9 protein-coding genes and 1 pseudogene are annotated in these 12,828 nt (G+C 44.2%); 8 read left to right on the top strand and 2 right to left on the bottom strand.

Features of this window, described 5'->3' with window-relative positions; genetic code table 11:
- Nucleotides 1-360 precede the first annotated feature (360 nt).
- Nucleotides 361-846: a transcription elongation factor GreA gene (greA, locus tag RDO37_RS08825; protein ID WP_027939724.1), complete on the top strand. Its 486-nt coding sequence runs from the start codon at nucleotides 361-363 to the stop codon at nucleotides 844-846.
- Between the two features lie 386 nt (nucleotides 847-1,232).
- On the opposite strand, the gene yhbY is transcribed toward greA, so the two are convergent.
- Nucleotides 1,233-1,520, bottom strand: a complete 288-nt coding sequence (yhbY, locus tag RDO37_RS08820) for a ribosome assembly RNA-binding protein YhbY (RefSeq protein ID WP_027939725.1) — start codon at nucleotides 1,518-1,520, stop codon at nucleotides 1,233-1,235.
- A gap of 625 nt (nucleotides 1,521-2,145) precedes the next feature.
- On the opposite strand from yhbY, the gene rlmE reads away from it, so the two are divergent.
- From rlmE to secG, 7 genes and pseudogenes are all read left to right on the top strand, one after another.
- Entirely contained in the window at nucleotides 2,146-2,817 is a 672-nt protein-coding gene (rlmE, locus tag RDO37_RS08815) for a 23S rRNA (uridine(2552)-2'-O)-methyltransferase RlmE (RefSeq protein WP_308498819.1), read from the top strand.
- Between the two features lie 326 nt (nucleotides 2,818-3,143).
- On the top strand, nucleotides 3,144-5,294 hold the full coding sequence (gene ftsH / locus RDO37_RS08810) for an ATP-dependent zinc metalloprotease FtsH (protein ID WP_308498818.1): 2,151 nt from the start codon (nucleotides 3,144-3,146) through the stop codon (nucleotides 5,292-5,294).
- A 333-nt stretch (nucleotides 5,295-5,627) separates the two neighbouring features.
- Nucleotides 5,628-6,599, top strand: a complete 972-nt coding sequence (locus tag RDO37_RS08805) for a flagellin (protein ID WP_308498817.1) — start codon at nucleotides 5,628-5,630, stop codon at nucleotides 6,597-6,599.
- Between the two features lie 330 nt (nucleotides 6,600-6,929).
- A complete protein-coding gene (locus RDO37_RS08800) occupies nucleotides 6,930-7,886 on the top strand; it encodes a flagellin (RefSeq protein WP_308498816.1) in 957 nt (318 codons plus the stop codon).
- Between the two features lie 317 nt (nucleotides 7,887-8,203).
- Nucleotides 8,204-9,067 (top strand): dihydropteroate synthase, encoded by an 864-nt coding sequence (locus RDO37_RS08795; RefSeq protein WP_308498815.1) that lies wholly within the window; start codon nucleotides 8,204-8,206, stop codon nucleotides 9,065-9,067.
- Between the two features lie 329 nt (nucleotides 9,068-9,396).
- Nucleotides 9,397-10,749, top strand: a complete 1,353-nt coding sequence (gene glmM / locus RDO37_RS08790) for a phosphoglucosamine mutase (protein WP_308498814.1) — start codon at nucleotides 9,397-9,399, stop codon at nucleotides 10,747-10,749.
- A 404-nt stretch (nucleotides 10,750-11,153) separates the two neighbouring features.
- Nucleotides 11,154-11,468, top strand: a pseudogene (secG, locus tag RDO37_RS08785) (preprotein translocase subunit SecG); the annotation flags it as partial.
- Between the two features lie 460 nt (nucleotides 11,469-11,928).
- Here secG and RDO37_RS08780 read toward each other — a convergent pair.
- Nucleotides 11,929-12,531 carry a 5-formyltetrahydrofolate cyclo-ligase gene (locus tag RDO37_RS08780; protein WP_273325272.1) on the bottom strand — a complete coding sequence of 201 codons (603 nt, stop codon included), beginning with the start codon at nucleotides 12,529-12,531 and terminating at the stop codon, nucleotides 11,929-11,931.
- Between the last annotated feature and the right edge of the window lie 297 nt (nucleotides 12,532-12,828).

The following is a 12,828-nucleotide window of genomic DNA, read 5'->3' as shown; positions in this document are numbered from 1 at the left end:
CGCGTGCTATAATTGCTAAACTCTTTTAGCCGTAGCAGCGCACAAAGTAGTTGTGGTTTTAGCTACTGCTTTATTACAGAATTCATATGCAAGACGTCTGGTGCATAGCGCTCTAGACGTTTTTTGTTTTTTACAACATCACTTTCGTCTCGAACTGTCCTCAAGTTCTGAGTTTCACGGCCTCATTGTAAATGACTTAGCTACGATCTAGCTATCGAGCTTTTTAGGCAGTGATCCGCTTTTAGGATAAGCAGCGTTAGTGATCTTTGATCTCCAACTCTTTGCATATCAGCGATCTAGTGCATTACTTAATGACTAGCTTAAACATGCATACTTGGAGATCGAACTTTTGAGGAAATTATGGAACAGACTCCGATGACTGCTCGCGGTGAGCAACTTTTACGTGATGAATTAGAGCGCCTGAAGACTCAGGAGCGTCCACGCATTACCGCAGCCATTGCAGAGGCTCGTAGCCACGGCGATCTGAGCGAAAACGCTGAGTACGATGCAGCTAAAGAAGAGCAAGGCTTATGCGAAGCCCGTATCAAGGACATCGAAGCTAAGCTTGCTTCAGCTAACATCATCGATGTGACTAAGCTTGCTCATAATGGCCCATTAAAGGTTGTGTTTGGCTCAACCGTAACTGTGCTTGATGTTGATACTGAAGAAGAAATCACCTACAAGATCGTAGGCGAGGACGAGGCATCTATCGAGAACAACCTCATGTCCTACAAGACTCCTATCGCTAAGGGCTTACTTGGCAAGGTAGAAGAGGACGAGGTTGCTATTAAGATCCCTAAGGGCACCGTTACTTACGAGATCTTAAAGGTTGAATATATTGCCTAAGTGGCAATCATCAATCTAATCGCAAGCCTAACAAAATACTGCTAGGCAAGCGCCTCATCCTAGGCCGTTGTAGCGTACAAAGCGCTACAGCGGCCTTTGTTATTTTGGCCACGACAAAACAAAGCCAATCAAAGCCAAACACAGCAAAGCCAAATAAAGCAAAGCCAAACAAAGCCAAATAAAGTAAACCTAGCCCCGCACTGTCACCAAAAGGGTAAAGCAGCGTAAGGCCTTGTGAAGAAAAAGAAAAAGATCGCGATCTGTAAAAAGATCATGAGGAGAGCTTGTGATCGAGAGGACAGCTAGGATTTTGCAGGTCTAAGAAAAAGCAAAGCCCGAACAGCTTAGCTGTATCGGGCTTTTTGAAGCTTTAATTGCCTGTATGCTTAGCGAGGCAGAATGAAGCGGCTTTCTTTGTTCTGACGGAACAGAATAGCAACGCGGCCAACTACATTAACAAGTTCTGCCTGAACAGCATCAGCAGCTTGCTGAGCCTGTTCTTTGCGGCCTTCACCGGCATTGAGCTTGACCTTAATCAGCTCGTGATGCTCGATTGAGCTGTCAATCTCTTTGATGACATTCTCAGAAAGTCCATCAGAACCGAGCATAACAACTGGATTTAAAGCATGAGCCTGTGCCTTTAAGAACTGGCGCTGCTTTGTGTTTAATGCCATATGTGTATTATTCCTAGTGATCTCAGACATTAGGTCTGATCGATTAGCCAGACAAAAGGTCTGACCGGCTCACATTCTATCAGATCCGCTACACATTAAAAGATCTTTCTTAGCAAAAGCCTTGTGTATGCCATCTACAAACAGATAAACAGAGTCTATATCCTAAAGCTAGGTTAGGACAGGTTATTGTGAATGCGTAGCATCTAATTTAAGTGCCTAGTGCTTGATAAATTCTCTTGTCTTAGCGCTTGGGCAATAAGGGTTATGATTTATGCAGTTTAAGCATGCATAGATGCTTATTTGAGAGTCTAAGATAGTGCGAGTAATTGCTTGTGAGCAATCGCTAAAAGTGAGACAAATTCGATTGCTATGAGCTTACTCATATTTTTTGCTTTTGTTTCTCGCTTTTTCACCGCTATCTGGGATCCTATGGTACAAAGTCATGTGCATACTTAAAGCTAATCAAGCGATCATCTTAGCTATTAGTCAAGAGCCAAGATGCTTAAGATTATCCCGAGTTATAGCCCTTTTCGTGAAAAAACAGCGGCTTGCTAATGTATAATCGTATTCTTGCACACATACTATGAGCTATGTGTAGTTAGTTAATTGTCTTGGGAAATCAGATATGCCTGTACGTAAAAGAAGCGCAAGTTCCACCAGATGGCTTAAGGAGCACTTTGACGATCCTTTCGTTAAAGAGGCCCATAAGCGCGGACTGCGTTCACGTGCGACTTTCAAGCTCGAAGAGCTGCAAAAGAAAGATCGTCTGATCCGCCCTGGAAACATCGTTGTAGATCTCGGTGCCGCTCCAGGTGGTTGGTCTGAGTATGCAATTAAGTGTGTCGGTGAAAGTGGCCGTATTGTCGCATGTGACATTCTGCCAATGCGTCCGATCCGCAACGTAGATTTTTTACAAGGTGACTTCAGAGAAGACGCCGTATTTACCAAGCTCTACGGCATGATTGGCGGTGGTGCTGATGTGGTTTTATCTGACATGGCTCCAAACATGTCAGGCAACAAGGCCATCGATCAACCACGTGCCATGCTGTTAACTGAGCTTGCTTTAGACATGGCTCGCCGCGTTTTAAAAGAGGGCGGTAGTTTTGTAGTGAAAGTATTCACAGGCTCAGGCTCTCAAGAGTTCTTAGCCGAGCTGAAAAAAGACTTTACTAGCGTGCGTGTACGTAAGCCAGAGGCTTCACGTGATCGTTCAAGTGAGGTTTACATGGTTGCAACTGGCTTTAAGGGCCATGAGCTTTCAGGTGTAGCACCTGAAATGGATAGCTCCAACTCATAGGCCGTGCTAAGTTTAAGCAAAGCCTTGGTGAATATAATCAAACTCTTAAACTAGATAAGCTCTGTCATTGTTAAGACAAAGTTTTAATTAGCCTCTTAAGAGGCCTAGTACGGATTTTTCGATCGTCTGTGGGCATAAAGATTCACAAGAAATAAGCTTGTGATGAAGTGTGCGCATGATGATTATTAGGTGGGAAACCGCCAAACAAGACTTTAAAAGCCTAGCTTTAGTGAGCTTACGTTTTTAGTCTTGATGCCGATTTATTGTATGTTTCCAGTCATTGCAGCAGGTGCTGTAGTTTCTTTCGGGAACTTAATGAGGAAGTAATGGCAAAGAACTTAATCCTGTGGCTTGTGATTGCGATAATTCTGATGTCGCTGTTCGAGTCATTCAACAGCTCAGATAACAATGGTCGTACCATTGATTACACTAGCTTTATTTCGTCTGTACAGAACGACCAAGTTCAGGAAGTTGTGTTTGACGGATCTGTAATCAACGGCTTAAAGCGTAACGGTGAGCAGTTCACTACCGTAATGCCTATTCATGACAGTGCTATCTTGGATTCTCTGTTAAGCCATAACGTACGTACTTCAGGTACACGTCCTGAGGAGCCAGGTTTACTGACCTCAATTCTGGTTTCTTGGATGCCAATGTTGCTCTTAATCGGTGTGTGGATCTTCTTCATGCGCCAGATGCAAGGTGGCTCAAAGGGCAATCCGCTGTCATTTGGTAAGAGCAAGGCTAAGCTCTTAAGTGAAAGCCAGGTTAAGACCACTTTTGGTGACGTTGCTGGTTGCGACGAGGCCAAGGAAGATGTTGTCGAGTTAGTCGACTTCTTACGTGACCCATCTAAGTATCAGAAGTTAGGTGGCCGTATTCCTCGTGGTGTTCTGATGGTTGGCCCTCCAGGTACTGGTAAGACCTTACTTGCCCGTGCTATTGCTGGTGAGGCAAAAGTACCATTCTTCTCTATTTCTGGTTCTGACTTCGTAGAAATGTTCGTTGGTGTGGGTGCATCCCGTGTCCGTGACATGTTCGCACAGGCCAAGAAGAATGCTCCTTGTATCGTATTCATCGACGAAATTGACGCTGTAGGCCGTAAAAGAGGTGTTGGTTTAGGCGGTGGTCACGATGAGCGTGAGCAGACCTTAAACCAGTTACTCGTTGAAATGGACGGCTTTGAAGGCTTCGAGGCTGTAATCGTAATTGCAGCTACCAACCGTCCTGATGTATTAGATCCAGCGTTATTACGTCCAGGCCGTTTTGACCGTCAAGTAACTGTTGGTCTGCCTGATGTTCGTGGCCGTGAGCAGATCTTAAAGGTACACATGAAGAAGGTACCTTTAAACTCTGACGTTGATGCTGCTTTACTTGCTCGTGGTACTCCAGGCTTCTCTGGTGCTGAGCTTGCTAACTTAGTTAACGAAGCAGCTTTATCTGCAGCTCGTGCAAATCTGCGTACTGTTGGTATGCGTGAGTTTGAGCAGGCTAAGGATAAGCTCTTAATGGGTGCTGAGCGTCGTAGCTTAATCATGAATGATCATGAAAAGGCTAACACTGCATACCACGAGGCAGGCCATGCTATCGTTGGTCGCTTAGTTCCAGATCATGACCCAGTTTATAAGGTATCCATTATTCCTCGTGGTCGTGCTTTAGGTGTTACTTCATACTTGCCTGAGCAAGATCGCTATAGCCAGTCTAAGCAGTATCTGTTATCCAGAATTTCAGCACTATTTGCTGGTCGTTTAGCAGAGGAAATCGCTTTTGGCGAGGATGCCGTAACTACTGGTGCATCTAATGATATTGAGAGAGCAACTGATATTGCTCGTCGCATGGTGACCCGTTGGGGCTTCTCTAAGAGATTGCCACCAATGCAGTTTGACCAAGACCAAGATCAGTCTCAGTACTTAGGTGGTGGTCATGTTTCCACTATGCCAGTATCTGACAAGACTACTCTCATCATTGATGAGGAAGTTACTGCAATCATCAACTTCTGCTATGACAGAGCTAAGACCATGCTTACCGAGAATCGCGATATTCTCGAGGCTATGAAGGATGCTCTGCTCAAGTATGAGACTATTGATGCAGCTCAAATTGATGACTTAATGAATCGTCGTCCATGCCGTGCTCCATCTGAGACTGGCGTATATGACAAGAAGTCATCTGACTCTAATGGCTCTAACGGTGATGCAAAGGACGAAAAGAGCGCATCAACTGAAGAGTCAAAGTCTGAGTCAAGCTCAGATTCTAAGAGTGATTCAACTGAGTCCTCTTCTGAGCAGCCTAAGCAAGATAATGCTGCATCAGCTCAAAGCACTGACTCAAATAAGAGTGAATCTGCAGATAATAGCGAGAAGCAAGCTGAGAGCAGCACCGAGTCAAAGGCTCAAGATCCTGCTCCTATGAGTGAAGAAAAAGCCGGCACTTGGCCATTCAACACTCCTAGCGGTAAGAATGCTGACGACGATAAGAAGTAATCTAGACTCGTCAATAAATTAAAAAAAAGCCCCGATCTGTTAACAGATGCGGGGCTTTTTTATCCTTAAGCTCTATATCCAATTTAACGATTAAGCCGCATTATGGTTTTATTAAGCACTGTAGTTGCTTTAAAGACATTTGAGTTTACGTCGTATTTTAATCAGCCTAGCTGCAGCCGATATATTAAGATATAGGAGTCAAGTTCGTTCAGTCGTTGTTTATGTTCGGCAGGCTAAGTCCTCACGGCTTATTCTGAACTTGCTATCACTGTGTTGATTACTCGATTACATGCTTATTAATGGCTAGCTAGTTCATGAATAGAGGGGTTAGAAATGGCAGTATATGTAAATACAAATGTCAGCTCCTTAAATGGTCGCCGCTCTCTGGATAATGTCCAGAATCAACTTACTACAACCTACAAGCGCCTCTCCTCAGGTATGCGCATTAATTCTGCAAAGGACGATGCTGCTGGTTTACAAATTTCCGATCGCCTTACCTCCCAAATCAATGGGCTTAATCAAGGCAATCGCAACGCTAATGATGGTATTGCGCTCTTACAGACAATTGATGGCGCAGTAGAGGAAATCACTGGCAGTTTACAACGTGCTCGTACTTTATTAGTACAAGCAGCAAATGGCACCAATACCGCATCAGATCTAAAAGCTTTAGAAACTGAAATTGGTACTACGCTCTTAAACGCTGCAGCCATTGCTACTGACACCACTTTTGCTGGCAAGAAGATTCTTGAAGGTCACATGAAAAATAATGATGACATTTATGAAAGTGTAGTCAATGGTAAGAACTTCGACCCTGGTATTATGAGATTACAGGTAGGCGCTAATAGCGGTGATGTAATTGTAGCTACTATTAAGAGCTTCTTTGTTCCAGAAATTGTTAACGGTACTCAAGTTGACTATAACGGCAGGAAACAAAGTATCGCTGATATTTCTGCTGGTGCTTTTGATATTCAGCAAGGTCAAGATAATAGAGCTGATGCCATGACAGTAAAAATTGCTACTCATGACGATGCTCGTAATGCTCTTGCTGCTATTGATTTTGTGATTGCTGAGGTCGACTCACGTCGTGCCGAGGTAGGTGCTTATATGAACCGCCTTGAATCCTCTATTCGCAATCAATCTAATGTTGCTGCTAACGAAGCTGATGCTCGTAGCCGTATTCGTGATGCTGACTTTGCTGAAGAGTCTGCTAACATTTCACAGCAGTCCATCATTCAGCAAGCTGCTGCTTCCATGCTGATGCAGGCTAACACCCGTCCTCAGCTTGGCATTAGCTTACTTGGCTAATAGCATAGTTTAAGATTGCTTTTGAATTCTAAAAAAGGCCCTGATTCTGCAAGGTTTCAGGGCCTTTTGTATTTCATGGTGTTAAGGCGAAATTCGTATTGCTTTCGTAAAAATTGGTGTCTTTAAAATAGTTTTGAATAGGGCTGTTAATTAATATTGATGATGGCCGTAAACATAAGTAGAGAAATGAGTTCTTTCTCGCGATAGCTTGAGATCTTGGAGGTCTCTTCGCTACGAAGTACCTCAGATCACCAACATGCTCTTGCAAAACAGGCCTCTATCACCTGTTTGATTGTGGTATCGAGCATAATTAGATTAAGGAGATAGGTCATGGCCGTATATGTAAACACAAATTACAGCGCTCTGCAGGGCCAGCGCTACTTAGGCAATGTCCAGAACCAGCTGACTACCACATACCAAAGATTATCAAGCGGTATGCGTATTAATAGCGCTAAAGATGACGCTGCTGGCCTCCAAATCGCCGATCGTTTAACCTCCCAGATTAATGGCCTCAACCAAGGCAACCGCAACGCCTCCGACGGCATTGCTCTTGCCCAGACCATGGAAGCTGGCATGGACGAAATCTCTGGCATGCTCCAGAAAGTTCGTACTTTAGCTGTTCAGGCAAATAACGGCACTAATACCTCTGACGATCGTCGCGCCATTGGTAAGGAAATGGAAGCCTTAGTCAACGAAGTTAACCGCATCGCTCAGAAAACTACCTTCGCCGGCAAAACCATCTTAAATGGCAAAATTGCTGGATCTATTTTCGGTGATCCTGCAGCTGGTGGTGGTAATACCGCACCTGCTGGTGATGCTGGTACTTTGACTTTGCAGGTTGGTTCAAATAAGGGCGATACAATTAGTTTCACATCAAATTCCGTAATGTTCTCAAAAATCGGATCAGGCGATTTGATGGGTGATGCTGCAGATAAAGTTTTCAAGACATCTGCTAATGGCACTATAACTGTAACCCTTACCAAAGCTAAAACAGATACTTCAGCTACATCCATTGCTGCAATTGTTGAGCTGATGGATTCTATGATCTCTAAGGTTGACGGCGCACGTGCTGATCTTGGTGCTTTGCAAAATCGTCTTGAGTCATCTATCCGCAATCAGTCTAATGTTGCTGCTAACGAAGCTGATGCACGCTCACGTATTCGTGATGCTGACTTTGCTGAAGAGTCTGCTAACTTATCTCAGCAGTCCATTATCCAGCAGGCAGCTGCTTCCATGCTGATGCAGGCTAACACCCGTCCTCAGCTTGGTTTAAGCCTCTTAGGCTAAGTTTTTTATTATGCTCGTGTAGAGCAGTACTGTTTTTCTAAACAAGGGCAGCCATTGGCTGCCTTTTTAGTTTTGGTGGCTTGATAACTTTTAGTGCGCTGTATCTGTTTCGGTGTTTAGTCTTGTTGAAGGGCGATTTTGTTAGGTTTTATAAGGCTTGATCTTTTAGTTAAGTAGGATTTGGAGTGGCATTTGTTGCTTAAAGTTTGACTATGCTCGCAACTAAATAACTTAGCTTACGACTGAGGCTCAAGATGTCCTAATATGTTAATTATCAAGATACTCTGTTTGGCGTCCTTAGACTGGGGGATCTCATTGTGGAACTGAAGTTAGTAAACAGCACTGTTGAGTTATCAGGCCTACTTATCATGGGCATCATCGATCTCAATACTGATGACCCACTTGACCTTGACGAGATCGCCGAAATCGCCTCTGGCTATGCTGCAAGCGGTGCTACCTTTGTTGAGCTCAGTGTTAATAAGCACAAGAGGGATGCTTGCTCTCAAGATGCAGAGATTGACATGCTATGTGCAGCATTAGAGACCATCAAAGATATTGAGCTTATCCCAGCTGTGTACACCAGTGATCCTGTCATCATGCGCAAGGTAGTTGAGTGTGGTGCTCAGATGATTGTAGACCCGCTCGCTTTAACGCAGCCTGGTGCACTTGAGGCTGTCGCTGAGATTAAGTGTGCAGTATGTATGCTCATGGATCAGTCAGTCAACTTCACTGAAGATGATTGCTGTGATCCTTGTGCTACTGTATCTGAGTTCTTTTATGAGCGCTTAGATGCGTGTATCAATGCACACATTGACCGTCAGCGTATTGTCTTAGATCCAATGATTAGCATCGATACTTCTGTTGACTTCCGTCTGAAGATGTTTGGTCGTCTCAATACCTTCAATAGCTTTGGTCTACCAATTAGCTGTGCACTGCCTCGTATGGTGGCTGAAAAGGACAATATCAATCAGTCTATGTCCATCGTTGCTACTGTGGCGATCTTTGCTGAGCAGCAGGGCGTGCGTATGATTCGTACTAATCGCGTCTATGACATCGCCTTAGTAATTAACAGCTGGCATGCACTCAATCATAGTGCTCGACCATTTAAGCTCTCACGCGCTATCGGTCGCCGTCTTAAGGAGTTGGCATTAGGCCGCCTGAAGAAAAACGAGAACAAGTAGTCGTGTTTATTGATTATAAATGTGCATAGCACTCACTTGATGTGCGTAGGCGTAATGAACAATCTACTTATTTGAACTTTTGGGTATATACAAGCCACTTACTAATGCTCAATATTGGGCAATGGTAAGTGGCTTGTTGCTTTTTAGTCTTGTGCTACAGATTTTGCCTATAGCATGAGTTAAAATCATTGACTGTGTTGTGGGATCGTAAGGATCCTTATGTGTTAAAGGATATGACAGTTTTGCTGTCGGAAACTATGCTGATGCCTTTAAGCCTTTGTCGTCGATGAGGCAGTGTTTATGGATGTCAGTGTGGTTAAGGGGAAGCGATGCAAGCTAAAAAGCGCAAGTATTTTGGAACTGACGGTGTTCGTGGTCGTGTAGGTCAGTTTCCTATTACTCCAGACTTCGTCATGAAGTTAGGTATGGCAGCAGGTAAGGTTCTGATGAAGAACAATCAGGGCCGTGTAATTATCGGTAAAGATACCCGTCTGTCAGGCTATATGTTAGAAGCTGCCTTAGAGGCTGGTTTTAGCGCTGCTGGTGTTTCAACTGTGCTCTTAGGCCCAATGCCAACTCCAGCGGTTTCTTATCTGACAAAGGCATTCCGCGCTGATTTAGGTGTTGTTATCTCTGCCTCTCATAATCCTTTTTATGACAACGGTATTAAGTTCTTCTCTTCAGAGGGTACCAAGCTGCCTGATGATGTTGAGCTGGCTATTGAAGAAGCTTTAGAGGCTGAACTTGAAATGGCTAAGCCTTCTGAGTTTGGTCGTGCATACCGTCAGTCTGACGCTCCAGGTCGTTATGTTGAGTTCTGTAAGTCATCCTTTGACTCACGTATGAGTCTTGAAGGTAAGCACATTGTTTTAGATTGTGCCAACGGTGCTACTTATCATGTTGCTCCACTCGTATTTAGAGAGTTAGGTGCTGAGGTAAAACTAATTGGTGTTGATCCAAACGGTATTAACATTAACGACGGTGTTGGCTCTACTCACATAGATACTTTAAGCGAGCGTGTACTTTCAGCTAAGGCTGATTTAGGTATTGCTTTTGACGGCGATGGTGACCGTGTCATGATGGTCAACAAGAATGGCCGTGTCTTAGACGGTGATGCGCTTTTATACATCATCGCTATGGACAGAGCTAGCCGTGGCAAGCTCAAGGGTGGTGTAGTTGGTACTCAGATGTCTAATTTAGGCTTTGAGCTGGCATTAAAGAAGCACAATATTGAGTTTACCCGTTCAGCAGTGGGTGATCGCTATGTTATGGAAGAGCTCTTAAAGCGCAATTGGATCTTAGGCGGTGAAAACTCAGGTCACATCATCTGCTTAGACCACACCTCAACAGGTGACGGTATTATCTCTGCACTGCAGGTGCTCAAGGCCATGATCCGTACTGGCAAGAGCTTAGATGAGCTCACCGCTGACTTAGTCATGTTCCCACAGGAGCTTATCAACATTCGTCTGACTGCTGGCTTTGACGTGTTTAACGATGAAAAGGTAAAGGCTGAGGTTAAGGCTGTTGAAAATGAGCTGCAGGATAAAGGACGTGTACTGCTACGCAAGAGCGGTACTGAGCCATTAATTCGCGTTATGGTTGAAGGTGAAGATCGCGAGGTTGTACACAATATGGCCGTACGTATCGCCGATGTCATCCGCAAGCAGGCTGAAGGCTTATAAAGTAGCCGACTTTCTTTAGCTTCTAATATGGTTTGTTAAACTAAAGATGTTTGTATGGGCCATTGGCTATTTCTTCGTGCGCTGTATCTCAGAGCTTAAGAATTGACCTTGCCTTTTGAGCAAACCTATATGGCTTAAATAGTTAAATTATTGTTTAAAGACCATTTTATGGTGAAATTAAGACCCGATATGAGTGATCATATCGGGTTTTTGCTTTATACAAGGGCAAGCTCTTATGTAGCCTACAATCGGCCATTTAGTGGGTAAATAAGGGCAAATAATGCTGATCTTGTTAGATACGAGAGTGTTATTTTTGCGGCTTAGCAAGCTTTATGACTTGATAAAAGTGACATTGAACGGTATCATTGCACAGCCCAAAATATCCATTTTTTTACGGTTGTGCTATGTACGAGATTGTTATTGTATTTCTGCTTTTAGTTTCAATTGCCATTGTTGCCTTAATCCTGGTTCAGCAGGGTAAGGGTGCAGGTATGGGCGCCTCCTTCGGTGCAGGTGCATCTAATACCGTTTTCGGTTCAGCTGGTTCTGGTAACTTCTTAACTCGCTCCACCTGGACTTTAGCAATTATCTTCTTCGGTATCTGCCTCTTAATCGGCTACCTGCAGAAGCAAGACAATACTAAGACTGGCGATTTCACCAATATCGACGCAGCTCCAGTAGCTGAGCAAGCTGCTCCAGCTCCTGCTGACGTTCCTACTATCGACGGTGATGTTCCTGCAGTTTCTACTGAGGAAATGACCTCCGAGATGAATTCTGATGTTCCAGTAGTAGAGTCTGATGCTACTGCTGAGACTGACGCTGCTGCTGTAGAGACTGATACTGCCGCTGAGGCAGAGGCCGCAGCTGAGCCTGAGACCGAGGAAGACGCCGAAATCAAGGCTGCTATCGAAGAGTCTAACAACGAGCCAGAAGAGGCTAAATAATTAAGACGTCAGGCAGGCTAAGTACGTAGCGTATCAAGCACAGCCTGCCATAGTCTAAAAAAGAAGGGAGATGCCGAAGTTGGCACCTCCCTTTCTTTTTGCCTGTAGTAAGGGTAGATAAGTTTAATAGGCTTACGTTAAGCTTGTAGTATTGGATCACGTGATCGTATGTAGTATAGGCCTACGGTGGGCCATGCTGACTTGTTAAAACAAGCATCTGTATGGTCAAAGTTGCTTAGTACTTTTTGTTGAAGATATAGTGCTTAGTTGGGGTAATGACCTCATCTAGAGGCATGTCCCAAGGCTGGCTTTTGATCTCAGGTATGAGTTGAAAGTCGTAGGCAAGGCCTAAGGTTAAGCACTCACAGCTGATCTTTTTTAACATGCGGTCATAATAGCCACCGCCCATGCCAAGGCGCTCACCTTTTTCATTAAAGCCAACTAAAGGCACGATGACTACTTCAAGGTTATGAGGTTGTACTAGATTCTCTGCACTGACTACAGGCTCTGGGATCTTAAAGCGGTTTAAGATGAGATCTTCTGGTTTTTCATAAGAGTAGAAGTCCATTAGACCTTTCTCTTCAGGATGAATCACAGGCAGAGCCATATGGTGACCTGCAAGGCGTAGAGCCTTGTTGATCTCTACAGTATCAATCTCGCCAGAGAAGCTGTGGTATGAGGCAATACAGCGGTTTTGTTTTAAGAACTCATGCTCAAGCACAACACGTCGTACTAGCTCTGAGCACTTAGCTACCTCATCTTCATGCAGGGCTTTGCGCTTCTGTCTAATCTCATTACGGGCATTGTTGCGCCATTCCTTATAAGCACTGACTATCACGGCAAAACCTCACTAAATTAATCTATAGCTTTTAATAGCTTATATTGTTTGCGTGAACATTATACGGCCGTAGCATGGTGTAATTAAGCAAGAGGGTAAAAAGTCTTTATCGCATGCATAAGTCAGGGCTAACGCCATAGCTTTAGCTGATGCTGAGGTCTGATGTGAGGTCTTGCTAATGGTAAAGTCAGGGCTGAGGCCATAGTCTTGGTTGATGCTAAAGTCAGGGCTGAGGCCATAGCCTTATCAGATGCTGAAGTCTTTGATGATGCTAAAGTGCAGCTTTTAGGAACTTAA

The sequence above is a fragment of the uncultured Anaerobiospirillum sp. genome (genome assembly GCF_902485895.1).
Taxonomy (GTDB): Bacteria; Pseudomonadota; Gammaproteobacteria; order Enterobacterales; family Succinivibrionaceae; genus Anaerobiospirillum; species Anaerobiospirillum succiniciproducens.
The sequence above is the reverse complement of the archived record's forward strand: the minus strand, read 5'-3'. Positions and strand labels throughout refer to the sequence as shown.